The organism is Novosphingobium jiangmenense, assembly GCF_015694345.1.
Taxonomy (GTDB): domain Bacteria; phylum Pseudomonadota; class Alphaproteobacteria; order Sphingomonadales; family Sphingomonadaceae; genus Novosphingobium; species Novosphingobium jiangmenense.
Genome location: NZ_JADQDC010000005.1, coordinates 106,306 through 129,694, shown reverse-complemented (window position 1 = coordinate 129,694; position 23,389 = coordinate 106,306). Strand labels below are relative to the sequence as shown.

The window sequence follows — 23,389 nt, the reverse complement described above, 5'->3', positions numbered from 1 at the left end:
CCTTCCGGGCAAGCGAGCCGCCCCCCGCGCATAAAAAAAGGGCCGGAAGCGGGCTAGCGCTTCCGGCCTTAGTCTGTTCGCAGGAGGAACAAGGTTTGGCGGGGTAGGGGGATGAGAGGGAGAGGATCTGTTTCCCCCGGCCCCGCCAATTCGGTAGAAACTTAGTAGTTGCCCATCGGCGTATGCCGATCAGTAGTTGTAGGCCCGTTCGCCGTGTTCGGAGATGTCGAGGCCTTCGCGCTCGGCTTCTTCCGTCGGACGCAGACCGAAGATCTTGTCGACGATGAAGAAGAGGATCGCGGAACCGACACCCGAGAAGACCAGCGTGAAGAGCACGGCCTTGGTCTGGATCCAGACCTGCTTGGCGATGTCGTAGCTGGCAGCGTCGAAGCCGGCCGGGAACACGGTGTAGTCGAACACGCCCTGGCCGCCGAGCGACGGAGCCGCCATGATGCCGGTGGCAATCGCGCCGACGATGCCGCCGATGCAGTGCACGCCGAACACGTCGAGGGTGTCGTCGTACTTGAGCTTGTTCTTGATCGTGCTGACGAAGAGGTAGCAGATCGGCGAGACGACGAGGCCGAGGACGATCGAGGTCATCGGCGCGCCGTAGCCCGAAGCCGGGGTGACAGCGACGAGACCGGCGACAGCACCCGTGGCGGCGCCCAGCATCGAGGGCTTGCCGTGGTGGAACTGCTCGACCAGCGACCAGGAGACGGCGGCGGCAGCAGTGGCGACGAAGGTGTTGATGAAGGCAACTGCGGCAACGCCGTTGGCTTCAAGGTTGGAACCGGCGTTGAAGCCGAACCAGCCCACCCACAGCAGCGAGGCGCCGATCATGGTCATGGTCAGCGAGTGCGGCGGGGTGGCTTCCTTGCCGAAGCCGACGCGCTTGCCGATCATGAGGCAGCCGACGAGGCCCGCGATACCGGCGTTGATGTGCACCACGGTGCCGCCAGCGAAGTCCAGAGCGCCCCAGCCCCACAGCATGCCGTAGTCGTTCGGAGCATCGGCCAGGAAGTCCGGGCCAGCCCAGTACCAGACCATGTGCGCCATCGGGAAGTAGATGCAGGTCAGCCACAGGACGGTGAAGACCATCAGCGGCGTGAACTTCACGCGTTCCGCAAAGGCGCCGACGATCAGCGCCGGGGTGATGCAGGCGAAGGTCATCTGGAAGATGACGAACGCGAATTCAGGGATATAGACGTTGTTCGAGAACGTCGCGGCGTAGGTCGAGGCGCTGACGCCGATCAGGAAGACCTTCGAGAAGCCGCCGACGAATTCGCTGCCGCTGGTGAAGGCCATCGAATAGCCCCAGCTGACCCAGACGAGCGCTGCGACCGAAACGATCATGAAGACCTGCATCAGCACCGAGAGCATGTTCTTGGTGCGAACGAGGCCGCCGTAGAAAAGAGCGAGAGCAGGAATGCTCATCAGCAGCACGAGCGTGGCCGAAAGCAACATCCAGGTGGTGTCACCCTTGTTGACCATCGTGGCCATCTGTTCGGCGGTGGGGGCCTTGATCGGCCCGTCCTGTGCGAAAGCGGCAGTGGCAGCGAAGAGCGAAGCGCCCGTTCCCGCCAAGCCACCGATCATCTTGCGGATCATGTTGGTTCCCCTAAGGTCGGAAATGGAGGGCGCGCTCACAGCGCGGTATCCCCGGTTTCGCCGGTGCGAATGCGGGTCGCCGAAGCGAGGTCGAGGACGAAGATCTTGCCGTCGCCGATTGCCTCGGTGCTGGCAGCCTGCTGGATCGTCTCGACGATCTGCGGCGCAAGGTCGTCGCTCGCGGCAACCTCGATCTTCACCTTCGGCAGCATGTTGGTCGAATATTCGGCGCCACGGTAGATTTCGGTCTGGCCCTTCTGCCGACCAAAGCCCTTCACCTCCGACACCGTCATCCCAGCCACACCCAGCCCGGACAGCGCTTCACGCACTTCGTCGAGCTTGAACGGCTTGATGATGGCGATGATGAATTTCATTCATGCCCCCTTTTCTTGCCCTCACACACCGGGCGACCTGCCGGCAGGAGGAGTTAAGCAAGGGGCATGCCAAATCCGGATTTTTACGGATTCAGCTGTTTACGGGAACAGAAATGGCCGCAGGGCGGTTGTTCGCGCTCGAATCTTGGGCATTGATGCTGCACTGCCCAATTTTTAGGCAGGCTGTCGTGCACAGATTCAGGGCAGCAGCAGGTTTGCCCAGACCGGCAGATGGTCTGACCCGATGGCAGCGAGCGGACTGTGATGGACGCCCTGAGCCTCGACCGAAAGCCCGTCGCTCACCACGATCCGGTCGAGCTGCGCTACCGGCCGGCGCGACGGAAAGCTCCGCCCCGGCGCCAGCACCTTGAGCGGCGCGGTGAACGCGGAGAGCGCCCCGCCCGATGGCGACCATTCGTTGAGGTCGCCCATCATCACGACATGGCCGGGCTCTTCATGGTCCGCGACATGCCCGCACACCGTTTCCACCTGCTGGCGGCGGCGCAGGCCGGACAGATCGAGATGCATGCCGACCACGCGTACCAGCGCCCCGCCAACCCGCAAGGTCGCACAGACCGCACCGCGCGGCTCGATCGTCGGCAGCGGCACTGCGCAGGCCTCCACCACCTCGATCTCGCGCCGCACCAGCAGGGCATTGCCGTGCCAGCCCATGCTCGCCCCGGTCCGCGCACGGTCATAATGCCCCGGCTCCACCGCCCGCCAAGGGCTGTGATCATCGAGAGTCGCGCGCGGGATCACCGCCTCGCGCAGGCCAAAGCGCCGATCCGCTTCCTGAAGCGCGATCACGTCCGCATCGATCTCGCGCAGGATCGTCATGATGCGATCGGGATCGCGTCGCCGGTCAAGCCCGACGCCCTTGTGGATGTTGTAGCTGGCGACCTTCAGTTTCACGCGACCGCGCTTCCCTTGTTCAGAGGAAGTCCTTCAGCGTCGCGATGAACTTGTCGAACTGGTCGTGGTGCAGCCAGTGTCCGGCGTTCTCGAACTCGATCACCTCGGCATTGCGGAAGTGCTGCGCCATGCCGTTCTTGTCGGGGTTGCCCGCCCAGGAATCCGCGCCGTTCAGCAGCAGGGTCGGGCAGGTGATCGCCTTCCACAGCTCGTTGCGCTGCTCGACCGTGATGTCATAGGGCGCGCCATCGACATTGAGGTGCGGGTCGAACTTCCAGCTGAACGTGCCGTCCTCGTTGCGGTTGATGCCGTGCAGCGTGAGGTGGCGGGCCTGGGCATCGGTCAGGTAGGGGTTCTCCCCCTTCATGCGCGCATAGGCGTCCTCGAGCGAGGGATAGCGGCGCGGCAGGCGTCCGGCAGCCTTGCGCTTCTCGCCGATGAAATCGCGCACGCGCCGCGCGAACGGCACGTTCTTCATCATCGCCTCGCGCTCGGGCGTGGGGAACAGTCCCTCGATCGCCACGATCTTGCGCACGTTCTCCGGAAACAGTCCGGCATAACGCAGGCTGGTGTTGGCGCCCCACGAATGCGAGACGATCGTCACCGGCGCCAGATCGAGCTGGTGGATCAGCTGCGCCACGTCATAGACGAGGTCCATCGTGCGGTAGTTGCCATCCTCGGTCCACTGGCTGTCGCCATGGCCGCGATGGTCCATCGCAATGATGTGCCAGTCCTCGCGCAGCGCTTCGGCGGTCCAGTCCCACGAACGGCAGTGGTCGCGCCCGCCGTGGACGAGCAGCAGCGGCGGCTTGTCCGCATTGCCCCAGTCCACATAGTGGAGGCGCAGGCGCTGCGAGATGAAGGTGTTCGAAGTGGGGCCGAGTAGTTGCATGACAGGGTAACTGCGCCGGATGGGGCGCGGTTTCAACCCCCGGATGCCTCCGCTGCGGCTTACCTTTCCTTGGTGGCGGAGAAGGTCAGCTCCGGATTGCGCTCCTGCTGATAGCCGACGTCCCAGGCAGAGCGCGCCATGAACACCGGGTCGCCGTCGCGATCCTTCGCCAGATTCGAGGAATTGAAGTCAGCGAAGGACTTGAGCGCCGCATCGCTGCCCTTGATCCACCGCGCCGTATCGAATGGCGAGGGTTCAAGCACTGCCTCGACCTTGTATTCCGCCTCGAGTCGCGAAACCAGCACGTCGAGCTGGAGCTGGCCGACCACGCCGACGATCCATTGGCTGCCGATCTCCGGGTAGAACACCTGGATCACGCCTTCTTCGGAGAGGTCGTCCAGTGCCTTGCGCAGTTGCTTGGTCTTGGTCGGGTCCTTCAGCACCACGCGGCGCAGGATTTCCGGCGCGAAGTTGGGCAGTCCGGTAAAGCGCAGGTCGTTCCGCTCCGAAAGCGTATCGCCCACCCGCAGGGTGCCGTGGTTGGGAATGCCGATGATGTCGCCCGCCTCGGCGGTGTCGGCAATCTCGCGGTCCTGCGCGAAGAACAGGATCGGCGAATGCACCGCAATCGGCTTGCCCAGGCCCGAAGGCGTCAGCTTCATGCCGCGCTTGAACGTGCCCGAGACCATGCGCATGAACGCGATGCGGTCGCGGTGCTGCGGGTCCATGTTGGCCTGCACCTTGAAGATGAAGCCGGTCACATCGGGGCGCTCCGGATCGACCGTGCCCTCGCTCGAGGATTGCGGGCGCGGCGGCGGAGCATAGCGGGCGATGGCATCGATCAGCTCGGCCACGCCGAAATTCTTGAGCGCCGATCCGAAATAGACCGGGGTCAGGTCGCCATGGCGATAGGCCTCGAGATCGAACTCGGGATAGCCGGCGCGGGCCAGCTCGATCTCTTCGGCGATGTCCTCTGGAATATCGACGGCAGGTTCACGCTTGCCGAGGAACTCGCGGCTGTCGCCCTCGGGCCGCGCAATCGTCTCGTCGGCAAAGCTCATCACGCCCTGGAAGATGCCGCCCATGCCGATCGGCCAGGACATCGGCACCACGTCCAGCGCCAGCGCATCGGCCACTTCGTCCAGCGTCTCGAACACCGAGCGGCCTTCGCGGTCGACCTTGTTGACGAAGGTGATGATCGGGACCGAGCGCATCCGGCAGACCTCGAACAGCTTGCGCGTCTGCGGCTCGATGCCCTTGGCCGCGTCGATCACCATGATCGCCGAATCGACCGCGGTCAGCGTGCGATAGGTGTCTTCGGAGAAGTCTTCGTGGCCCGGCGTGTCGAGCAGGTTGAATACCACGCCGTCCTTCTGGAACGTCATCACCGACGACGTCACCGAAATCCCGCGCTGCTGCTCGATCTTCATCCAGTCCGACCGCGCCCGCCGCGCCGCCCCGCGCGCCTTGACCTCACCGGCCAGATGGATCGCGCCGCCCTGAAGCAGCAGCTTCTCGGTCAGCGTGGTCTTGCCCGCGTCAGGGTGCGAAATGATGGCGAAGGTACGGCGATTGGACATGGGTTGCGCGGTTAGCGCGGGTTTACGGTCACGTCCATGCGGAAGCTGCGCGTTGCGCCGGGTTCGAGCAGGACGACGCCGGGCTTTTCGCGGAAGTCGCCACGGAAGCCTTCAGGGTCGGCATGGCCCTGCCACGGCTCGATGCAGATGTAGCGCGCGCCCGGAACCTGCCACACGCCCATCGATGTCGTGTCGGGAAAATGGAGGTCGAGGGAGGTGCCGCCATCGGTGCCGTAGGTGAGCGACTTGCTCTCGAACACGTCCCAGATCAGTGCGTCATTCCTGAACAGGTCTTCGCTCAGCCGCAGTTCGCGAGAGTTCGCGGGAGTTGGCACGGAGTTGGGGGAGAGTTCGCCAGAGTTGGGGGTGAGTTGCCGCAGAGTTGGACTTTCGGCCTTCTCGAAGACAAGCTTATGATCCTGCTTGGAAAACCCGCCCGGAAGCGGCCATGCGAAGGCCGGATGGAAGCCGAAGCTGAACGGCAGCGCTGTCGCGTTGGGATTGAACACGCTGACCTCGGTGTGCAGCGTCATCCCATCGATGCGGTAGGCGACCTCCAGCACGAAGCCGAACGGATAGACCGCGCGGGTGCTCGGCGAATCGGTCAGGCGGAAGCGCGCCTCGGCCCCTTCAGCATGGACCGGCGCAAACTTGCTTCGTCGCGCAAAGCCATGTTTCGGCATGGAAAACTCGCGGCCATCAAGGCGCAGGGTGTCACCCGAAAGGGCGCCGACGATGGGGAACAGGAACGGCGCATGACCCGACCAGAAGGCCGGGTCCGCATCCGTCATGTACTCCGCGCCCGCCGCATCGGTCAGTGACCAAAGCTCTGCGCCCAAAGGATTTATCCGCGCCGTCAGGTCCCCACCGCTGATGGTGACGAGATCGTCGCTCATCCGCGCAAGACGCCGCCGAGCTTGGTGGCAGCAGCCACGATCTTGTCCGAAATCGCCTTCAGCGTCGCCTCGTCGAACGACTTTTCGGTGGGCTGGAGCGTTACCTCGATGGCCAGGCTCTTCTGGCCCTCGGGCACGCCAGCGCCCCGGAAATCGTCAAAAATGCGAGCCGAAACAATCGCCTGCTTGTCCGCGCCCTTGACCGCGCGCAGCAGATCGCCCGCCGGAACCGAGGCATCGACAAGGAACGCAAAGTCGCGCGTCACCGCCTGCAGCGCGGGCGGGGCGAAGTGCGGGCGGGCGAACTGGCCCGGCCCCTTGCGCGGCGGAATGCGGTCGAGGAACAGTTCGACGACCGCCACCGGACCATCAAGGTCGAATGCCTTGGCAGTCGAGGGATGCAGCATCCCGAAGCGGGCAAGCACCTGCTTCGGCCCGAGCCGCAGCGTCGCCGACTGGCCGGGGTGGAACTGCGCCCCGGCCTCGCCCATCACCAGCAGGTTGTCGACCGGAGCGCCGGCTTCGGCCAGCAGCGCCAGTGCTTCGGCCTTGGCGTCAAACGCGTCGAACGGCTTGGCCTTGCCGGTCGCCCAGCCGCGCGAGACGGATTCGCCTGCGAGAACAACGGCAAGGCTCAGCTTCTCGTCGCTCGCACCGTTGCTCCCGCGCAAGTAGCGGCGGCCGATCTCGAACAGGCGCACCGCGGTCGCGCCGCGATGCAGGTTGCGCTGCGCGGCCGAGAGCAGGCCCGGCAAAAGCGAGGGCCGCATGACCTTGAGGTCTTCGGAGATCGGATTGGCCAGCGCCCAGGTTTCCTCGCCATCGGCAAAATGCGCGGCCTCCTTCTCTGGCAGGAACGACCACGTGATCGCCTCATGAAGGCCCCGCGAGGCAGCCGCCCGGCGCACCCGGCGCTCCAGCGTCTGCACGGCAGTCGCCGTCGGCTTGGCGACGCCATCCGCACGGGGCAGCGGCGTCGAGGGCACGGCGTCGAGGCCGTGGACTCGGATCACTTCCTCGACGATGTCGGGCGCGCCGTCGACGTCGGGGCGCCAGGTCGGCACGGTCACGGTCCAGTCGTCGGTCACGTCGAAGCCAAGTGCGCCGAGGATGCGCTTCTGTTCGCCATTGGCGACGTCAATCCCGCCGAGATTCCCTGCCAGTGCAGGATCATAGGCCACGGTCTTGCGCGCCAATGGCGGCTGGCCTGCGCGGACCACTTCGCTCGCCTCGCCACCGCAGATCTCGAGGATCAGCTTGGTCAGCAGGTCGAGGCCGGTATCGAGGAACGCCGGATCGACGCCACGTTCGAACCGCCCGCGCGCGTCGGAAGTCAGCGCAAGCGCCTGCCCGGTGCGGGCGATGGAGGCGGGATCGAAGTAGGCGACTTCGAGCAGGACGTCGGTCGTCTCGTCCGAGCAGCCCGAATGTTCGCCGCCCATGATCCCGGCGATGTCATGCACGCCGGCATCGTCGGCGATCACCGTCATCCACGGCTGCAGCGCGTATTCCTTGCCGTTGAGCGCCAGGCAGGTCTCGCCCTCACGCGCCTTGCGGGCCACGACCGCGCCCGAAAGCTTGGCCATGTCGTAGGCGTGAGCCGGACGACCGTAGCCGAGCATGACATAGTTGGTGATGTCCACCAGCGCCGAGATCGGACGCTGGCCCGCGCTCTTGAGGCAGTCCTGCAGCCACTTGGGGCTCGGGCCGTTCTTCACCCCGCGAATGACGCGACCGAAGAATGCCGGGCAACCTTCGGGATCGTCGGTGCGCACTTCGATGGGGCAAGGGAAGCTGCCCGCAACGTGCGCTGCTTCGATCGGCTGCAGCACGCCAAGGCCCGCCGCCGCGAGATCGCGGGCGATGCCGTGGACGCCCATGCAGTCCGGGCGGTTAGGCGTTATCGCCACGTCGAACACCGGGTCGGAGCCAAGGTAATCGGCAAAGGTCGTGCCGAGCGGCGCATCCTCGGGCAGTTCGATGATGCCATCATGCTCTTCGCCAAGGCCAAGCTCGCGCGTCGAGCACATCATGCCGTTGGATTCGACGCCACGGATCGCCGACTTGCGCAGTTCCATGCCATTGGCCGGAACCACCGCGCCGGGCAGGCCGAGCACGCCGACGAGGCCAGCGCGGGCATTGGGCGCACCGCAGACGACCTGCAGCGGAGTGCCGTCACCGAGATCGACCGAGAGGACCTGCAGCTTGTCAGCCTGCGGGTGCTTCTCTGCCGTCAGCACGCGCGCAACGCGGAAGCTCTTGAGCGCGGCCGAGGCATCCTCGACGCCTTCGATTTCGAGACCCAGCGAGGTCAGCTTTTCGGCGATGGTGCGGGCGTCGGCCTTGGTATCGAGGACCGACTTCAACCACGAGAGCGAGAACTTCACGAACGTACTCCAACACCGCCGGAAAGGGTCGGCACGTCGAGCGCGCCGAAGCCGTAGTGGCCAAGCCACCGCACATCGCCATCGAAGAAGGCGCGCAGGTCGTCCATGCCGTACTTGAGCATGGCGAGGCGATCGACCCCGGTGCCGAAGGCGAAGCCCTGCCATTCATCGGGATTGAGCCCGCCGAACTCGATGACCTTGCGGTTGACCATGCCGGAGCCCAGCACTTCCATCCAGCCACCGTTCTCGGCATCGCCGCTGCCGCCGACCACGCGCTTGCCGTTGATCAGCGTGTAGCCGACGTCGACCTCGACCGAGGGTTCGGTGAACGGGAAGTAGCTCGGGCGCAGGCGCAGGACGATGTCGTCTCGTTCGAAGAAGGCCTTGAGGAAGGTCTCCAGCGTCCACTTGAGGTGGCCGAGGTGGATGCCCTTGTCGATGACGAGGCCTTCGATCTGGTGGAACATCGGCGTGTGCGTCGCGTCCGAGTCCGAACGATAGACGCGGCCCGGTGCGATGATGCGGATCGGCGCGCCCTGCGCAATCATCGAGCGGATCTGCACCGGCGAAGTGTGCGTGCGCAGCAGCATGTCACGGCCTTCGGCATCCTTGTCGGGGAAGTAGAAGGTATCGTGCATCGCGCGGGCCGGGTGGGTTTCCGGCATGTTGAGCGCGGTGAAGTTGTGCCAATCGTCCTCGATCTCGGGACCGCTCGCGACGGCAAAGCCCATGTCGGCGAAGATCTCCGCCAGTTCGTCCATGACCTGCGAAACCGGGTGGACCGAGCCCTTGGGCGCATGCGGCGCGGGCAGCGACAGGTCGACCGTTTCGGCAGCGAGGCGCGCCTCGAGTGCGGCGCTTTCCAGCGCGCCCTTGCGGTCGGCGAGGGCTGCGGTGACAGCTTCGCGCGCGGCGTGGATCTTGGGGCCTTCGCTCTGGCGCTGGTCCGGGGTCATCCCGCCCAGCGACTTGAGCAGGGCGCTGACCCAGCCCTGCTTGCCGAGCGCGGAGACGCGGATCGCCTCCACGGCTTCGGGCGTGGCAGCTTGCGCAATGGCCGCGAGCGTTTCGGCCTGCTGTTGATCGAGGTTTTCCATGGGCGAAGCCGCTAGCCGCAAACGCGGCGGAATCAAAGTGTCGAGTTACGACGACGTGGGCGCGTGGAGGGCCTGAACCGCACTGCCGATGAACTCCTGCCGCGCCCGCATGACTTCCTGCAGGATCGGCTTGGGGCAGTGGGCATATTCGCGCGGACTCATGCCCATGAAGCGGTGGAAGTCGCGCACGAACTGGGCCTGGTCGTGATAGTGGCTGTCGATCGCGCCGATCCACTTGAGCGACGGGTCCATCATGTACTGCACGAGGCTGCGCATGAAGCGCTGGCGCCGCAGGAGAAGGCGCGGCGGGAAGCCGAAGTGGCGGCGGCACAGCCGCTCGATGGTGTGGGTCGGCAGGTGCGTGGCCTCGGCCATTTCGCTGACAGTGCCGATGTCAGGGTCGATCAGGGCGGCGTGGCAGGCCTCGATGCGAGGATCGTCCTCGATGTCGTTCGCCAGCGATTCCTCGAAGAAGCGGGTTACGCGCTGCAATTCTCCCTGCTCGTCCGGGATTGGCCCGAACACGCCTCTGGCAAGGCGGCGGAACGGGGCAAGGAAAGGTTCGGTGGCGACATCATAGATGTGGTCGGCATGGGCGCTTGCCGGTTGGCGCACGAAGCGCGCCCAACCCAGCGGCAGCAGGCCGATACCCCAGATGCGCGTGGTGCCGGTGGTGAATTCCAGCGTGGTGCTGGTCGGTCCGGTGGCGTTGGCCTGCACGCCCCTGAACGGCGGCTGGCCGCGCAGTTGCGAATCCGGAAAGTCCCCCTGGTAGATGCGGATGTTCGCCCATTCGGGGTGGAGGTGATCGTTGACGCGGCCGCGGGGCACGTCGATCTCGGTCAGGTAGAACGTGGTGAAATAGCGCTGCATCGGCGCTGGTGGCCGATGGAATCGAACCCGGACTGTGCAGTCCCCGGTCAAGCTTGGTGCGCCCCTGTTTACTTTAGTTATGAATTTGTAATCCGCACCCTGCACCGCACTTGCGCGAATCGCAACGAAAAAGGGCGGCTCCCGAAGGAACCGCCCCTTTTGTTCAGTCTGCGTACGCTGCCGATCAGGCGGCGGGCAGAGCAGCCTTCGCCTGAGCGATGACGGCGGTGAAGATCGCACCTTCGTTCATCGCCAGATCGGCCATGGTCTTGCGGTCGAGTTCGATCCCGGCAAGCTTGGTGCCGTGGATGAACTGCGAGTAGGTCAGGCCTTCGGCGCGGACAGCAGCGTTGATGCGCTGGATCCACAGGGCGCGGAAGGACCGCTTCTTGACCTTGCGGTCACGATAGGCGTACTGGCCGGCCTTCTCGACGGCCTGACGGGCGACGCGGATGGTGTTCTTGCGACGGCCGCGATAGCCCTTCGCCTGATCCAGAATCCGCTTGTGCTTGGCACGGGTGGTTACACCACGCTTGATACGGCTCATTGTTCAGCGCTCCTCAGTTCAGCCCGTAGGGCGCCCACTTCTTGATCACCTTTGCGTCTGCATCGGAGATCACGTCAGTGCCGCGGTTCTGGCGGATGTACTTGGCGTTGTGGCTGATCAGGCGGTGGCGCTTGCCGGCCACGCCGTGCTTCACCTTGCCGGTGGCGGTGAGCTTGAAGCGCTTCTTGACGCCGCTCTTCGTCTTCATCTTGGGCATTTTCGTCTCCTGAGTTCGACGCGTCCGATCTGCCTTGGCAGCCCTTGTGGCCAGGCCGATCATCGAATCCGTGTCGGTTGAAGGTGGGGCCGTTAGGGGATGCGGCGCGGAAAGGCAAGCGTGGAGAGGTGGGAGTTTGATGCGGCACCGGTCCGTTCCCCCGCCCGGCTACCTCTCCGAGTAGGCTTCGGGTGGCCGGGCGGGGGAGCGGGCCGGTGCCGCAAGCCCCCGACGGATGTCGGGGGCGCACTCAACGAAGACTCCTACTTGCCGATGTCGGCCAGCTCATACGGCGTGGTCTGATACGTCTCGTTGACCCAGTTGCCGAACAGCAGGTGGCCGTGGCCGCGCCAGGTGTTGGCGGGCATGGCCTGCGGGTCGTCGCCGGGGAAGTAGTGGCGGGGCAGGTACTTGCCCTCGTCACGCGCATATTCGCCCGCCAGCGTCAGCGTGTCGTATTCGAGATGGTTGAACATGTGCAGCGTGTTGTGGGCCGGATCGTCGATCAGGCACAGGCCGGTCTCGGCGCTGTCGGCCAGCACGGAAAGGCCGCGTCCTTCGGGGAGATCCTCGCGGCGGACTTCGCTCCAGCGCGATACCGGCACGTCGAACACGTCAGGCAGCCCGCGCATGAACGGGCTGGCGGGCGCGTGGTTGACGTGGCGGAACACACCCGAGGCCTTGGTGGGCAGGGGGTGCTTGTCGATACCGTGGAAGTGATGCAGCGCGGCCATCGCGCCCCAGCATACCGACAGCGTGCGGTGGACGTTGCTCTGCGACCAGTCGAAGATGCGGGCGAGCTCGTCCCAGTAGCTCACCTCTTCATATGGGATCGTCTCGACCGGCGCGCCGGTGACGATGAGGCCGTCGTATTTCTCGGCACGGACTTCCTCCCACGGGCGGTAGAACGACGAGATGTGGCCCGCCGAGGTGTTCTTGCTGACGTGGTCCGAGATGCGCACCAGTTCGAGCTCGACCTGCAGCGGCGTGGCGCCGAGGAGGCGGGCGATCTGGGTTTCGGTGGTGATCTTGTCGGGCATCAGGTTGAGCAGGGCGATCCGCATTGGCCGGATGTCCTGGCGCGCGGCCTCGGTCTCGCTCATCACGATCACGCCCTCGGCCTCGAGCGTGCGGCGGGCGGGGAGATTGTCGGCAATCCTGATCGGCACTGGTCGTGTCTTCCTCAATATCTGAGGGAGAAGACGCTTTCACGGTGTCCGTGTCCGTTTGGTTGCCGGATCGGCCACATCCCCTTTCCGCCTTGGCAGATCAGGTACCACCTTGCCCGGATCGGCAGGTTGGCGTTGGAGCGTCACTCCAACTCTCGATGTGAGGCGTGAGATAGGGCGAAAACCTGAAGCTTGCAAGCATGCCCAAGGGGCCGTGCATGAGCTTCAGGCGCTGCCTGTCTGCGCCACGAGGTGCGAGGGGTCGATGCCCTCGCGCTTCCACGCCTGCTGCCAGCGCCGCCCGGTCGGCGTCTCGAACAGGATCTCGGGCCGCCCTTGCGCGGCATACCAGCCATGGCGGCGCATCTCGCCCTCGAGCTGGCCTGCGCCCCATCCTGCATAGCCCAAGGCGACGAGATAGCGGCTCGGGCCGCGTCCTTCGGCAATGGCGCGCAGCACGTCCATCGAGGCGGACAGTTCGCACAGCGGGTTGACCGTGACGCTGCCTTCGCCCGCCCAATCGTTGGAATGGAGCACGAAACCGCGCGCGGTTTCCACCGGGCCGCCGTTCAGAATGGGCACGTCCGGGGCGACGCCGGGATCGATGCCGATGTCCTCGAGCAGCCCATGCAGCGTGATGCCATCGCGGACATGGCCGATGCCGATGCCGAGCGCGCCGTGTTCATCATGTACGCACATCGCCACGACGGCGTGATCGAATCGCGCATCACCCATGCCCGGCATGGCGAGCAGCAGGCGACCGGAGAGATATTCGGCTTCACTCATCGCAACAGAGATAGGCACGGCGCGGGCGGATTGCGAGGGGACCTTGCCGCACCAGCAGCTCAGGCCGCAGCCTTTACCTTCCGATCCTCCGCCGCTTCGAGCAACTTCTTCTCCACCGCGTTCATCCGGCTCTCGCTGTCGATCTTCTCGCCCAGCACGTCGGTGACGTAGAACGTATCGACAGCGCGCTCGCCATAGGTGGCGATGTGCGCGGAGTGGACGACGAGCCGCGCCTCGAACAGCGCGCGGGCGAGCTGGTTGAGCAGCGCAGGGCGATCGCGCGCGCCGACCTCGATCACGGTGAAGCGATTAGAGGCCTTGTTGTCGAAGATCACGATCGGGCGCACGTCGAAGGCATCGGCGCGCGGGCGTGCGAGCGGGCGTGCGGCCAGCTGCGGCACCAGCTTGACGCGGTTGGCCAAGGCATCGGCAATCGCGTTCTTGAGCCGTGCGATCTGGCTCGCTTCGTTGAGCGGGCGCCCCAGCGGGTCCTGCACGAGGAAGTTGTCGACCGCCGTGCCGTTGCGCGTGGTGTGGATGCGCGCGTCGATGATGTTGCCGCCGGCAAGGTGGATGCCCCCGGCGATGCGATAGAACAGGCCGGGATGGTCCGCCGCCAGCACGGTGACCAGCGTCGCCCCGCGCGCAGGATACCAGTGCGCTTCGACCGAGAGCGGCTCGCCCAGCGCGGTGTCCATCTGCTGGAGGTTGAGGGCGATGATGTCCTCGGGCTCGGCGATCCAGTAGGCATCGCCCAGCTGCTTGCCGACCGTGCCGATAAGGGCATCGCGCTCGCGCAGGATCGTGGCGACGGCCTTCTTCTTGGCGGCAATGCGTTCGGCGCGGCCGTGGGTCTTGTGGCCAAGACGCAGCATTTCCTCGGCCGAGACGAACAGGTCACCCAGCAACTGGCGCTTCCACGAGTTCCACACGCCCGGCCCCACCGCGCGAATGTCGACCACGGTCAGGATCAGCAGCAGGCGCAGGCGTTCCTGGCTCTGCACGGTGTTCACGAAATCGGCGATGGTCTTGTAGTCGGCCAGATCGCGCTTGAAGGCGGTCGCGCTCATCAGCAGGTGCCAGCGTACGAGCCAGGCAACGGCCTCGGTCTCGGCAGCCGACAGGCCAAGCCGCGGGCACAGCTTCATCGCCACTTCCGCGCCGAGCACCGAATGGTCCCCCTTGCGGCCCTTGGCGATATCGTGAAGCAGCGTCGCGACATAGAGCGCGCGGCGCGAGGCGACCTTGCTCACCACTTCGCTGGCCAGCGGGTGATCGTCCTTGACCTCGCCCTTCTCGATCCGGGCAAGCAGGCCGATCGCGCGGATCGTGTGCTCGTCCACCGTGTAATGATGGTACATGTCGAACTGCATCTGCGCGACGACGCGACCGAAATCGGGCACGAACCTGCCAAATACGCCCGCCTCGTTCATCCAGCGCAGCACCGTCTCGGGATCGTTGCGGCTGGTCAGCGTCTCCATGAACAGCGCATTGGCGCGCGGGTCCTTGCGCAGGGCCGCGTCGATCAGGCCGGAATCGCGCCGGGCAATACGCATCGTTTCGGGATGGATCTCGACCTGTTCAGCCGCGGCGCAGGAGAACAGTTCGAGCAGGCGAACCGGGTCTTCCTGAAACGTGGTGTCCGATGGCGCGGCCAGCTTGCCCGCCTCAATCACGAAGGGGCCCACCTTCTTGCGGCGGCGGCTGCGCAAGGCGGCGAGGAAGCCGCGCTTCTCCTTGGCGAACTGGCCATCAAGTTGCGCGAGGAACACGCCGGTCAGCGAGCCGACCTGTTTTGCCTGGAGGAAGAAGTACTGCATGAACCGCTCGACCGCGCTCTTGCCCGGGCGGTCGGCGAAGTTCATCCGCATGGCGACTTCGCGCTGGAGGTCGAAGGTCAGGCGGTCTTCGGCGCGCTTCGTTATGGTGTGGAGGTGGCAGCGCACGGCCCAGAAGAAGTTTTCGGCGCGGCGGAAGGCGCGGTACTCCTCTGCCGTGAGCAGGCCGACGTCGACCAGTTCCGAGGCATCGCGCACCTTGTGGATGTACTTGCCGATCCAGTAGAGCGTGTGCAGGTCGCGCAGGCCGCCCTTGCCCTCTTTCACATTGGGCTCAACGACATAGCGGCTGTCGCCCAGCCGCTTGTGGCGGTCGTTGCGCTCCTGCAGCTTCTCGGCGACGAACTGCTTCTCGGTGCCGTTGACGACTTCCGCCCAGAACCGCGCAGAGGCGCTGTCGAACAGGTCGCGATCACCCCAGACATAGCGTCCTTCGAGCAGCGCGGTGCGGATGGTCAGGTCGCTCTTGGCCATGCGCACGACCTCGTCGAGCGAGCGGCTGGAATGGCCGACCTTGAGGCCGAGGTCCCACAGGAAATAGAGCAGCGCCTCGATGACCTGCTCGCACCACGATGTCGGCTTGATCGGGGTGACGAAGGCGATGTCGACATCGGAATGCGGCGCCATTTCGCCGCGCCCGTAGCCGCCCACTGCGATCACCGCGATGCGCTCACCCATCGAGCGGTTGCTGGCGCGGTAGATGCGCCCGACGACGTGATCGTAGATGATGCGGACCAGCTGATCGACGAGGAAAGCCTGCGCCTGCGCGCTCTCGGTGCCTGACGAAGGCTTGGCTTCCAGCCTGCGAGCGATTTCGGCACGGCCGTCCTCCAGCGCCGTGCGCAGCAGTTCCACCACCGCCTGCCGCGACTTCTCGCCCCTCTCGGCAAAGGCCGCGGCGATGGCATCGGCAAGCTGGCGACGGTCGATGATGGCGCGCTGGTTGGCAATCCGGGGAAGCATCATGGCTCCATCCTTATCGCGGGTGCGCAGGATGCGTAAGCCGGTAATGCTGCGTTTCGGGGAAGGGTGGCGGGCGCCGCGCTTCGTCAGCTGGCGACGAGCACGTCCGTTGCGGCGAAATCCCGGCCCTTGAACAGCAGCGGCACGTTGCGGGCCTTGGCCAGAGCGTAGCTGAACAGGTCCCCGAAGTTCAGCTGGGCCAGGTGGCCGTTGCCCTTGCCGTATGTGAGGAAGGCTTTGTGAGCGATGGCTGCCTGCTCGGCCTCTACCGGAACGATCTCGATGCCCAGTTCCGAGATCAGCGTCTGCACCTCCTTGGTAGCGATTGCACCGCCACGTCCATGGCAGACCATAAGTGCTTCGATCAGGGTGCCAGCGCTCATGACGGCATCGCTCGCAGTAATGCATTCCAGGAACGTCACACGTTCCGGCTCGCGCAGAACGATGGCGAGAAGCGCGGATGTGTCTACGACGATCACACCGGCAGGCCGTTCTCGTCCCATTCCAGATCGGCAGGCGCATCCCGGTTCATCGGCAGCGCGTCGATTCTGGCCAATATTTCGTCGATCCTGCGGCGGCGCTCTGCCCGGTCAATTTCTTCGGGCTTCGCCACTGGCGTCAGCCTGACCTGCGGCACGCCGTCATGGTCGATCACAACCTCTTCGCCGCGTAACGAAGCCGCGATGAGCTTGGAGAGGTTGGACTTTGCCTTGCCGATGTTGACGTGGATGGTCATGGGCTCAGGATGCCTTGGCCAAACACCTTGGTCAAGGTCGCTTAGAACCGCTTTCCTATGGTCACGACGTCCTGCAATTCATAGCCGAGCGCATTGTAGAACCCGCGTGCCGACGCGTTGTCACCGCGTACCATCAACTGGATCTTGGGACTGCCAAGAGCCTTGAGCCAGTCCTCGGCTGCGGCCATCAACGCCCGGCCAATGCCTTGCCCACGACGGTCGGGCGAGGTCGCGAGGTAATAGACCCAGCCGCGATGGCCGTCGAAGCCGACCATGACGCTGCCGATTGGCTGATTTTGGGCTTCGGCCAGCAGGATTGTCGATGTTGGCGTTGCCAGTGCGAGGTCGAAATCGCTGCGCGGATCGTTCCAAGGCCTCGTCAGTCCGGCAGCCTCCCACAGCGTGACCGTGGCTTCACGTTCGGCCGCAGTGGCTGCGCGGATGCTTACTCCCACTCGATCGTGCCCGGCGGCTTCGATGTGTAGTCGTAGACCACGCGGTTGATGCCCTTGACCTCGTTGACGATGCGGGTGGCCACGCGGGACAGGAAACCGGCATCGAACGGGTAGATGTCGGCGGTCATGCCGTCGGTGCTGGTCACGGCGCGCAGGGCGCAGACGCTGTCGTAGGTGCGGAAATCGCCCATCACGCCCACGGTCTTGACCGGGAGCAGCACGGCGAAGGCCTGCCAGATCGCGTCGTAGAGACCGGCGTTGCGGATTTCCTCGAGGTAGATCGCGTCGGCCTTGCGCAGGATGTCGCAGCGTTCGCGCGTGACCTCGCCGGGGATGCGGATGGCAAGGCCCGGGCCGGGGAAGGGGTGACGGCCGACGAAAATCTCGGGCAGGCCGAGTTCACGGCCCAGCGCGCGGACTTCGTCCTTGAACAGTTCGCGAAGCGGTTCGACCAGCTTCATGTTCATGCGCTCGGGCAGGCCGCCGACGTTGTGGTGGCTCTTGATCGTCACCGACGGCCCGCCGGTGAAGCTGACCGATTCGATCACGTCCGGATAGAGCGTGCCCTGCGCCAGGAAGTCCGCGCCGCCAACCTGCTTGGCCTCGGCCTCGAACACGTCGATGAAGGTCTTGCCGATGAACTTGCGCTTGGCTTCCGGGTCGGTCACTCCGGCGAGGCCGCCGAGGAACAGGGCCGAGACGTCCTTGTGGACCAGCGGGATGTTGTAGTGGTTGCGGAACAGCGACACGACCTGTTCGGCCTCGCCCATGCGCATCAGGCCGTGATCGACGAAGACGCAGGTCAGCTGGTCGCCGATGGCTTCGTGGATCAGCACCGCCGCCACCGCCGAATCGACACCGCCGGAAAGGCCGCAGATCACGCGGCTGGAGCCGACCTGCTCGCGGATTTCGGCGATCTTGGTCTTGCGGAATTCGGCCATCGTCCATTCGCCGGTGCAGCCGCAGACGTGGCGCACGAAGTTGGCGATCAGCTTGCCGCCGTCGGGCGTGTGGACCACTTCGGGGTGGAACTGGGTGCCGTAGTACTTCTTCTCGTCGTTCGCGATGACGGCGAAGGGGGCGCCGTCGGATACGGCGACGATGCGGAAGCCGGGGGCGAATTGCGTCACCTTGTCGCCATGGCTCATCCACACCTGGTGGCGTTCGCCTTCCTTCCACAACCCGTCGAACAGCACGCAGGGCTCGGTCACGGTAAGGAACGCGCGGCCGAACTCGCCCGAATCGCCGGGTTCCACCTTGCCGCCGAGCTGGTGGCTCATGACCTGCTGGCCGTAGCAGATGCCGAGGATCGGCAAGCCGCTGTCGAACAGCACTTGCGGTGCGCGGGGGCTGCCGTCTGCGGGCACGCTGGCGGGCGATCCCGACAGGATGATGCCCTTGGGCTTCATCCGATGGAACGCGGCCTCGGCCTGCGTGAAGGGCGCGATCTCGGAATAGACCCCGGCTTCGCGCACGCGGCGGGCGATAAGCTGCGTGACCTGGCTGCCGAAGTCGACGATCAGGATCGATTCTGAAGGCTGGATGCTCATGGCTGGCCGATAGTGGCAGCGGGCTTTTCTGTCCAGATGCGCGGCGAAATGTGACAGTTGCGTTACATGCAACTGCGTGTGCCCTGTTCGCACTTGCAGCATACGCATATCGGCGTATTTGCGGCCCCGGTTCCGATGCTTCCAGCCCACCCTGCCGGATGAACACGAACCTGGGAGGATGTCCTGCAAGGTGATCTCAACAGGAGGAACACCATGCGCGCCATCACGGCTATCGCGCTTCCGATCATCCTCGCTGCTGGCCTCAGCAGCCTGATGTGGACCGCCACGCTCGTCTGAGCAGGCAGGGAATCGCGTTAAACGACAAAAGCGGCTGCCCCGGCGGGGCAGCCGTTTTGTTTGTCAGCTTTGTTCGCTGGCGAACCTTTTGACAGTCTTCCGGGCCATTCCCTGCCGCGCTAGGCTCATGGCATGATAGTCACCCGCTTTGCCCCCAGTCCCAACGGACCGCTCCATCTCGGGCATGCGTTTTCCGCAATCGTCGCCCATGACCGGGCCCATAATGGCGTTGGGCGAGACGGTGGCGAGTTCCTTTTGCGCATCGAGGACATCGACGGTGCCCGCTCGCGCCCCGAACTTGCCGCAGAGTTCCGCGATGACCTCGACTGGTTGCGGTTGAGTTACCGGGAAGTTGCCCCGCAGTCCTCGAGAGTTGGAGATTACCGCACCGCTGCCAACGAGCTGCGGGCGATGGGCCTGCTCTATCCCTGCACCTGCACGCGCGCCGAGATTGCGGCTGCTGCCGTGGCCCATGGTCCAGATGGTCCGCTCTACCCCGGCACCTGCCTGCGCCGTGGCCCGGCGCCGGGGCCGCAAGTCGCGTGGCGGCTCGATATGGAGCAGGCGACCTTGCTGGCGGGCGAGCTCGAATGGACCGACGAGCGCCATGGCGTGCAGATTGCGCAGCCGGAGATGTTCGGCGACGTGATCCTGTGGCGCAAGGACGCGCCGGCCAGCTACCACCTTGCCGCCACGCTCGACGATGCGACCGATGGCGTGACCCACGTGACGCGGGGCGTGGACCTGTTCCGCGCTACCCACATCCACCGCTTGCTCCAGCACCTGCTCGGGTTGCCGGTGCCGGTGTGGCATCATCATCCGGTGCTGGTCGAGGCGGACGGGCGCAAGCTCGCCAAGCGCCGTGACGCTCCCGCGCTGGCGGACCGGCGGCGGGCGGGGGAGGACGGACGCGCGGTCGCGGCGGAGGTGCGTGCTACCCTATTTGACACTGGTATTTCGCTGTCCGACGCCATAGATCAGGCGTCATGAACTACGTCCTGATCCCGCTGATCATCATCTTTACCGCGCTGACGGTCGTCTCGCTCGTGCGCGGGATCATCGCGTTCCTCAACAGCACCAAGGAAGACCTCAACCGCGATCCGGCTGCGGGGGCGACCGCGAACCAGCTGCTGCAGAACAAGATGATGTTCAACCGCATCAAGTTCCAGGGCCTTGCCGTGCTGACCGTGGCGATCCTCCTCGCCTTCTCGCGCTGAGGCGCTGCCCCTTCCGGCATGGTCAAGCTCAACAAGATCTACACGCGCACCGGCGATGACGGCACGACCGGCCTTGTCGACGGCTCGCGCCGCGCCAAGCACGATGCCCGCATGCAGGCAATCGGCGAGGTGGACGAGGCCAACAGCCTGATCGGGCTTGCCGCCGTTGCCGCGTCGGAAACCACGGCGCGCAACCTGCAGCGCATCCAGAACGACCTGTTCGATCTGGGCGCGGATCTTGCCACGCCGGGCGAGGACTTCACGCCTTCCGAGATGGTCCTGCGCGTTGTGGCCAGACAGGTCGAGTGGCTCGAAACGGCGATCGATGCGCTGAACGAAGACCTGCCGCCGCTTACCAGCTTCATCCTGCCGGGCGGCTCGGAAGCTGCAGCGCGCATCCACGTCGCCCGCGCCACGGTGCGCCGGGCCGAGCGCAGCGCGGTGGCGCTGGCCGATGCCGAGCCGGTGAACCCGCAGGCGCTGGCCTATCTTAACCGGCTTTCGGACTATCTGTTCGTGCTCGCCCGGGCGACGAATGCGGGAAGCGATCCGCTCTGGGTTCCCGGCGCCTCGCGCTAGGAGCAGGTGGACTTGGGAGCGCCCGCTCGCTAACCGCCATTCCCGCACATTAATCGGAGCGGGACATCCACATGATCAAGACGGTTGCAGTGATCGGCGCGGGCCAGATGGGCTCGGGCATTGCCCAGGTATCGGCGCAGGCGGGCCTGAAGGTCCTGCTCGGCGACGTCTCGGTCGAACTGGCCGAAAAGGCGAAGGACAAGATCGCCAAGGGTCTTTCCAAGCTGGTCGAGAAGGGCAAGGTCGATGCCGCGCTTGCCGCATCGACGGTTGCCAACCTGCACACCTTCTCCGATCATGCCGCGCTGGCCGAGGCCGATCTGGTGATCGAGGCGGCGACCGAGCGCGAGGACATCAAGCACAAGATCTTCGAATCCGCGGGCAAGCACCTCGCCCCCCACGCCATCATGGCCTCAAACACGTCGTCGATCCCGATCACCCGCATGGCCGTGTCCTCGCCGGACCCCGAGCGCTTCATCGGCATCCACTTCTTCAACCCCGTCCCGCTGATGAAGCTGGTCGAGGTCATTCCCGGCCTGGCCACCTCGGTCTCGACGATCGAGGCGGTGCGCGATTACGTGGCCAATATCGGCAAGGAAATCGTGCTGTCGCAGGACGAGCCGGGCTTCATCGTCAACCGCATCTTCGTGCCGTTCATCAACGAAGCCGCGTTCGTTCTGGGCAGCGGTACGGGTTCGATCGTCGATATCGACAAGGGTGTGAAGCTCGGGCTCAACCATCCGATGGGGCCGCTGGAACTGGCGGACTTCATCGGCCTCGACACCCTGCTCGAGATCATGAAGATCTACCTCGCCTCGACCGGCGACCCGAAGTACCGCCCCGCGCCGCTGCTGCAGAAGTACGTCGAGGCCGGTTGGCTGGGTCGCAAGAGCGGGCGCGGCTTCTACGACTACTCGGGCGACGTGCCGGTTCCGACGCGCTGAGGAACGGCTGCACGATCAGGGCGTAGTCTCCGGCAAAGGAGCTACGCCATGATCGAAGACAAGACCCCAGAGAGCCAAGGGGCCCCCGAAGCCGTCAACACCGAGCAGGAAGACGGCGACGCGCAGGCGCAGACCGTTGCGGACGAAGCCCTGGCGCGCGCGACCAGCGTTCTGGGCGAGCAGGACCTTGGCGACAAGGTCGGTGGTTCCGGCCTGGACGATGCCGACATGCCGGATCTTGTCGATCACATGAAGCAGATGGTCAGCTCGGGCCGGGTCGACATGCGCGCCTATCGCGGCGAACGCAACGATGACGACGAAGCCGGCATCTATGGCGACGGCGTGCCCGAGGACGACGATACCCCCCGCGGCGCGGAATGATCTCAGCGCGAAGGTTCGTTCTGGTCGGTCATGGCCTCGTCGGGTGCGAGGTCGGGGTTGTCCTGATCGACCTGCGCGCCTTCGGGAAGCTGGCGTAGTTCGATGGTCTTCCCGTTGCGCTGGATTTCGCCGATCAGTTTCCCGTCGGCTTCGTCGTTGGCGCTTGCCCACGCTTGAAATTCTGCCTGATCGGCAGAGGCAGCGGCTGGGGCATCGGTCGCCTGAGCAGCTGCGGATGACTTCGCAGCATGCATGCCCGATGCGACTAGCGTGCCGACGACAAGCACGCTTCCGCCCAGCAGAAGCGCGGCATAGCGACTGGTCGATCTGGCATCGGACATCGATTATCTCCGGCGAAAGCCTGCGCATTACTGCGTAAGAAGCGTTAAGATTCGCCCAACTTTCCCAGTTTGCCTGCCATTCGGATCACTTTGCGATGACCACAATCGTCCTGCTTGTCCTGTCCAACCTGTTCATGACGATTGCGTGGTACTGGCATATTCAGGGCGGGCCTGCTGCCGTGGCGCAACGGCCGCTGCTGCTGGTCATATTCATCAGCTGGGGCATTGCCCTGCTCGAATACTGCCTGGCCGTGCCCGCAAACCGCATCGGCGCGCTCAACGGATGGAGCGCCGGTCAGCTCAAGATCACGCAGGAAGCAATCGCGCTGATCGTTTTCGGCGTGTTCATGGTGGTGTTCCTGAAGGAGCCGCTGCACTGGCGGCACTTCGCCGCCTTTGCCTGCATAATGGCGGCGGTGGCGTTCCTGTTCTCCGGAAAGTAGCAGCCGCTACTTCGCGTCCTTGGCCCAAGGATCGACGTGCGCGGGCTTTTCCGGCTGGTGCGGGTCCCGGTCCTCGGCTGCGGGCACCAGCGACCACGTCAGCAGCAGGATCGAACCTGCCCACCACAACGCTTTCCAGCGGCTGGCAAAGACACTCGTGAGGCGTGGTCCGAACATGAGGTGACCATCGCACGACACGGTTTTCAAGTGGTTACCACTGAGCGATTCTCCTGCGTTTGCATCCTGAGCGCGAACGCTGAGTCCGATTGCGGAGCGGGGAGATACGGAGGCGCGTGAGCCGGGCGGC

The 23,389-nt window shown here is 65.1% G+C and carries 26 protein-coding genes and 1 riboswitch; of the genes, 6 read left to right on the top strand and 20 right to left on the bottom strand.

Annotated features, from left to right (window positions below; genetic code table 11):
• Positions 1-189 precede the first annotated feature (189 nt).
• The 18 genes from I2488_RS09295 to guaA form a co-directional block, all read right to left on the bottom strand.
• Positions 190-1,608, bottom strand: a complete 1,419-nt coding sequence (locus I2488_RS09295; RefSeq protein WP_196275522.1) for an ammonium transporter — start codon at positions 1,606-1,608, stop codon at positions 190-192.
• Positions 1,609-1,643: 35 nt separating this feature from the next.
• Complete coding sequence (locus tag I2488_RS09290) at positions 1,644-1,982, bottom strand: P-II family nitrogen regulator (protein WP_039333663.1); 339 nt, start codon at positions 1,980-1,982, stop codon at positions 1,644-1,646.
• 198 nt (positions 1,983-2,180) lie between these two features.
• A complete protein-coding gene (locus I2488_RS09285) occupies positions 2,181-2,894 on the bottom strand; it encodes an endonuclease/exonuclease/phosphatase family protein (protein WP_196275521.1) in 714 nt (237 codons plus the stop codon).
• A 19-nt stretch (positions 2,895-2,913) separates the two neighbouring features.
• The gene (locus tag I2488_RS09280; protein WP_196275520.1) at positions 2,914-3,786 is read right to left on the bottom strand and encodes an alpha/beta fold hydrolase; all 873 of its coding nucleotides are present in this window, start codon (positions 3,784-3,786) and stop codon (positions 2,914-2,916) included.
• A gap of 59 nt (positions 3,787-3,845) precedes the next feature.
• Positions 3,846-5,366, bottom strand: a complete 1,521-nt coding sequence (locus I2488_RS09275; protein WP_196275519.1) for a peptide chain release factor 3 — start codon at positions 5,364-5,366, stop codon at positions 3,846-3,848.
• 11 nt (positions 5,367-5,377) lie between these two features.
• A complete protein-coding gene (locus I2488_RS09270; RefSeq protein WP_196275518.1) occupies positions 5,378-6,262 on the bottom strand; it encodes an aldose 1-epimerase family protein in 885 nt (294 codons plus the stop codon).
• Positions 6,259-8,649, bottom strand: a complete 2,391-nt coding sequence (gene pheT, locus I2488_RS09265) for a phenylalanine--tRNA ligase subunit beta (RefSeq protein WP_196275517.1) — start codon at positions 8,647-8,649, stop codon at positions 6,259-6,261. Before pheT ends, I2488_RS09270 begins: the two co-directional genes overlap by 4 nt.
• The gene (gene pheS, locus I2488_RS09260) at positions 8,646-9,746 is read right to left on the bottom strand and encodes a phenylalanine--tRNA ligase subunit alpha (RefSeq protein ID WP_196275516.1); all 1,101 of its coding nucleotides are present in this window, start codon (positions 9,744-9,746) and stop codon (positions 8,646-8,648) included. Before pheS ends, pheT begins: the two co-directional genes overlap by 4 nt.
• A 45-nt stretch (positions 9,747-9,791) precedes the next feature.
• Positions 9,792-10,619 (bottom strand): helix-turn-helix domain-containing protein, encoded by an 828-nt coding sequence (locus I2488_RS09255; protein ID WP_196275515.1) that lies wholly within the window; start codon positions 10,617-10,619, stop codon positions 9,792-9,794.
• 184 nt (positions 10,620-10,803) lie between these two features.
• Positions 10,804-11,166 carry a 50S ribosomal protein L20 gene (gene rplT / locus I2488_RS09250; protein WP_196275514.1) on the bottom strand — a complete coding sequence of 121 codons (363 nt, stop codon included), beginning with the start codon at positions 11,164-11,166 and terminating at the stop codon, positions 10,804-10,806.
• 13 nt (positions 11,167-11,179) lie between these two features.
• On the bottom strand, positions 11,180-11,383 hold the full coding sequence (rpmI, locus tag I2488_RS09245) for a 50S ribosomal protein L35 (RefSeq protein ID WP_039333769.1): 204 nt from the start codon (positions 11,381-11,383) through the stop codon (positions 11,180-11,182).
• Between the two features lie 263 nt (positions 11,384-11,646).
• Complete coding sequence (locus tag I2488_RS09240; protein WP_196275513.1) at positions 11,647-12,552, bottom strand: homoserine O-acetyltransferase/O-succinyltransferase family protein; 906 nt, start codon at positions 12,550-12,552, stop codon at positions 11,647-11,649.
• Between the two features lie 48 nt (positions 12,553-12,600).
• Positions 12,601-12,719: riboswitch (SAM-I-IV-variant riboswitch) on the bottom strand.
• A gap of 58 nt (positions 12,720-12,777) precedes the next feature.
• The gene (locus tag I2488_RS09235; RefSeq protein ID WP_196275512.1) at positions 12,778-13,338 is read right to left on the bottom strand and encodes a YqgE/AlgH family protein; all 561 of its coding nucleotides are present in this window, start codon (positions 13,336-13,338) and stop codon (positions 12,778-12,780) included.
• Positions 13,339-13,397: 59 nt separating this feature from the next.
• Positions 13,398-16,142: a [protein-PII] uridylyltransferase gene (locus I2488_RS09230; protein ID WP_196275511.1), complete on the bottom strand. Its 2,745-nt coding sequence runs from the start codon at positions 16,140-16,142 to the stop codon at positions 13,398-13,400.
• An 83-nt stretch (positions 16,143-16,225) separates the two neighbouring features.
• Positions 16,226-16,618, bottom strand: a complete 393-nt coding sequence (locus tag I2488_RS09225; RefSeq protein WP_196275510.1) for a PIN domain-containing protein — start codon at positions 16,616-16,618, stop codon at positions 16,226-16,228.
• Complete coding sequence (locus I2488_RS09220; protein ID WP_196275509.1) at positions 16,615-16,875, bottom strand: type II toxin-antitoxin system Phd/YefM family antitoxin; 261 nt, start codon at positions 16,873-16,875, stop codon at positions 16,615-16,617. Before I2488_RS09220 ends, I2488_RS09225 begins: the two co-directional genes overlap by 4 nt.
• 41 nt (positions 16,876-16,916) lie before the next feature.
• Positions 16,917-17,330: a GNAT family acetyltransferase gene (locus tag I2488_RS19560; RefSeq protein ID WP_196275508.1), complete on the bottom strand. Its 414-nt coding sequence runs from the start codon at positions 17,328-17,330 to the stop codon at positions 16,917-16,919.
• Positions 17,321-18,880 (bottom strand): glutamine-hydrolyzing GMP synthase, encoded by a 1,560-nt coding sequence (gene guaA, locus I2488_RS19555; RefSeq protein WP_196275507.1) that lies wholly within the window; start codon positions 18,878-18,880, stop codon positions 17,321-17,323. The genes I2488_RS19560 and guaA overlap by 10 nt, the downstream gene beginning before the upstream one ends.
• A gap of 429 nt (positions 18,881-19,309) precedes the next feature.
• Here guaA and gluQRS point away from each other — a divergent pair, with 429 nt between their 5' ends.
• The 5 genes from gluQRS (at position 19,310) to I2488_RS09185 (ending at position 22,298) form a co-directional block, all read left to right on the top strand.
• Positions 19,310-20,167 (top strand): tRNA glutamyl-Q(34) synthetase GluQRS, encoded by an 858-nt coding sequence (gene gluQRS, locus I2488_RS09205; RefSeq protein WP_196275506.1) that lies wholly within the window; start codon positions 19,310-19,312, stop codon positions 20,165-20,167.
• Entirely contained in the window at positions 20,164-20,394 is a 231-nt protein-coding gene (locus tag I2488_RS09200) for an HIG1 domain-containing protein (protein ID WP_196275505.1), read from the top strand. Before gluQRS ends, I2488_RS09200 begins: the two co-directional genes overlap by 4 nt.
• An 18-nt stretch (positions 20,395-20,412) precedes the next feature.
• Positions 20,413-20,973, top strand: coding sequence for a cob(I)yrinic acid a,c-diamide adenosyltransferase (locus I2488_RS09195; protein WP_196275504.1), 561 nt, complete (start codon positions 20,413-20,415; stop codon positions 20,971-20,973).
• Between the two features lie 71 nt (positions 20,974-21,044).
• Positions 21,045-21,917, top strand: a complete 873-nt coding sequence (locus I2488_RS09190) for a 3-hydroxyacyl-CoA dehydrogenase NAD-binding domain-containing protein (protein WP_196275503.1) — start codon at positions 21,045-21,047, stop codon at positions 21,915-21,917.
• 48 nt (positions 21,918-21,965) lie between these two features.
• On the top strand, positions 21,966-22,298 hold the full coding sequence (locus tag I2488_RS09185; RefSeq protein ID WP_196275502.1) for a hypothetical protein: 333 nt from the start codon (positions 21,966-21,968) through the stop codon (positions 22,296-22,298).
• A gap of 2 nt (positions 22,299-22,300) precedes the next feature.
• Here the strand turns inward: I2488_RS09185 and I2488_RS09180 are convergent, their stop codons facing one another.
• Complete coding sequence (locus I2488_RS09180; RefSeq protein WP_196275501.1) at positions 22,301-22,639, bottom strand: hypothetical protein; 339 nt, start codon at positions 22,637-22,639, stop codon at positions 22,301-22,303.
• Positions 22,640-22,734: 95 nt separating this feature from the next.
• Between I2488_RS09180 and I2488_RS09175 the strand changes: the two genes are divergently transcribed.
• Positions 22,735-23,082 carry a DMT family protein gene (locus I2488_RS09175; protein ID WP_196275500.1) on the top strand — a complete coding sequence of 116 codons (348 nt, stop codon included), beginning with the start codon at positions 22,735-22,737 and terminating at the stop codon, positions 23,080-23,082.
• 6 nt (positions 23,083-23,088) lie between these two features.
• Here the strand turns inward: I2488_RS09175 and I2488_RS09170 are convergent, their stop codons facing one another.
• On the bottom strand, positions 23,089-23,259 hold the full coding sequence (locus tag I2488_RS09170) for a hypothetical protein (protein ID WP_196275499.1): 171 nt from the start codon (positions 23,257-23,259) through the stop codon (positions 23,089-23,091).
• Positions 23,260-23,389: the final 130 nt, after the last annotated feature.

Coding starts and splice junctions, on each gene's coding strand:
- I2488_RS09235 (WP_196275512.1), bottom strand. CDS start 13,338: ATGAGTGAAGCCGAATATCTCTCCGGTCGCCTGCTGCTCGCCATGCCG.
- I2488_RS09275 (WP_196275519.1), bottom strand. CDS start 5,366: ATGTCCAATCGCCGTACCTTCGCCATCATTTCGCACCCTGACGCGGGC.
- gluQRS (WP_196275506.1), top strand. CDS start 19,310: ATGATAGTCACCCGCTTTGCCCCCAGTCCCAACGGACCGCTCCATCTC.
- rplT (WP_196275514.1), bottom strand. CDS start 11,166: ATGAGCCGTATCAAGCGTGGTGTAACCACCCGTGCCAAGCACAAGCGG.
- I2488_RS09200 (WP_196275505.1), top strand. CDS start 20,164: ATGAACTACGTCCTGATCCCGCTGATCATCATCTTTACCGCGCTGACG.
- pheS (WP_196275516.1), bottom strand. CDS start 9,746: ATGGAAAACCTCGATCAACAGCAGGCCGAAACGCTCGCGGCCATTGCG.
- guaA (WP_196275507.1), bottom strand. CDS start 18,880: ATGAGCATCCAGCCTTCAGAATCGATCCTGATCGTCGACTTCGGCAGC.
- I2488_RS09270 (WP_196275518.1), bottom strand. CDS start 6,262: ATGAGCGACGATCTCGTCACCATCAGCGGTGGGGACCTGACGGCGCGG.
- I2488_RS09180 (WP_196275501.1), bottom strand. CDS start 22,639: ATGTCCGATGCCAGATCGACCAGTCGCTATGCCGCGCTTCTGCTGGGC.
- I2488_RS09175 (WP_196275500.1), top strand. CDS start 22,735: ATGACCACAATCGTCCTGCTTGTCCTGTCCAACCTGTTCATGACGATT.
- I2488_RS09220 (WP_196275509.1), bottom strand. CDS start 16,875: ATGACCATCCACGTCAACATCGGCAAGGCAAAGTCCAACCTCTCCAAG.
- I2488_RS09280 (WP_196275520.1), bottom strand. CDS start 3,786: ATGCAACTACTCGGCCCCACTTCGAACACCTTCATCTCGCAGCGCCTG.
- rpmI (WP_039333769.1), bottom strand. CDS start 11,383: ATGCCCAAGATGAAGACGAAGAGCGGCGTCAAGAAGCGCTTCAAGCTC.
- I2488_RS09290 (WP_039333663.1), bottom strand. CDS start 1,982: ATGAAATTCATCATCGCCATCATCAAGCCGTTCAAGCTCGACGAAGTG.
- I2488_RS09190 (WP_196275503.1), top strand. CDS start 21,045: ATGATCAAGACGGTTGCAGTGATCGGCGCGGGCCAGATGGGCTCGGGC.
- I2488_RS09185 (WP_196275502.1), top strand. CDS start 21,966: ATGATCGAAGACAAGACCCCAGAGAGCCAAGGGGCCCCCGAAGCCGTC.
- I2488_RS09295 (WP_196275522.1), bottom strand. CDS start 1,608: ATGATCCGCAAGATGATCGGTGGCTTGGCGGGAACGGGCGCTTCGCTC.
- I2488_RS09195 (WP_196275504.1), top strand. CDS start 20,413: ATGGTCAAGCTCAACAAGATCTACACGCGCACCGGCGATGACGGCACG.
- I2488_RS09230 (WP_196275511.1), bottom strand. CDS start 16,142: ATGATGCTTCCCCGGATTGCCAACCAGCGCGCCATCATCGACCGTCGC.
- I2488_RS09170 (WP_196275499.1), bottom strand. CDS start 23,259: ATGTTCGGACCACGCCTCACGAGTGTCTTTGCCAGCCGCTGGAAAGCG.
- I2488_RS09255 (WP_196275515.1), bottom strand. CDS start 10,619: ATGCAGCGCTATTTCACCACGTTCTACCTGACCGAGATCGACGTGCCC.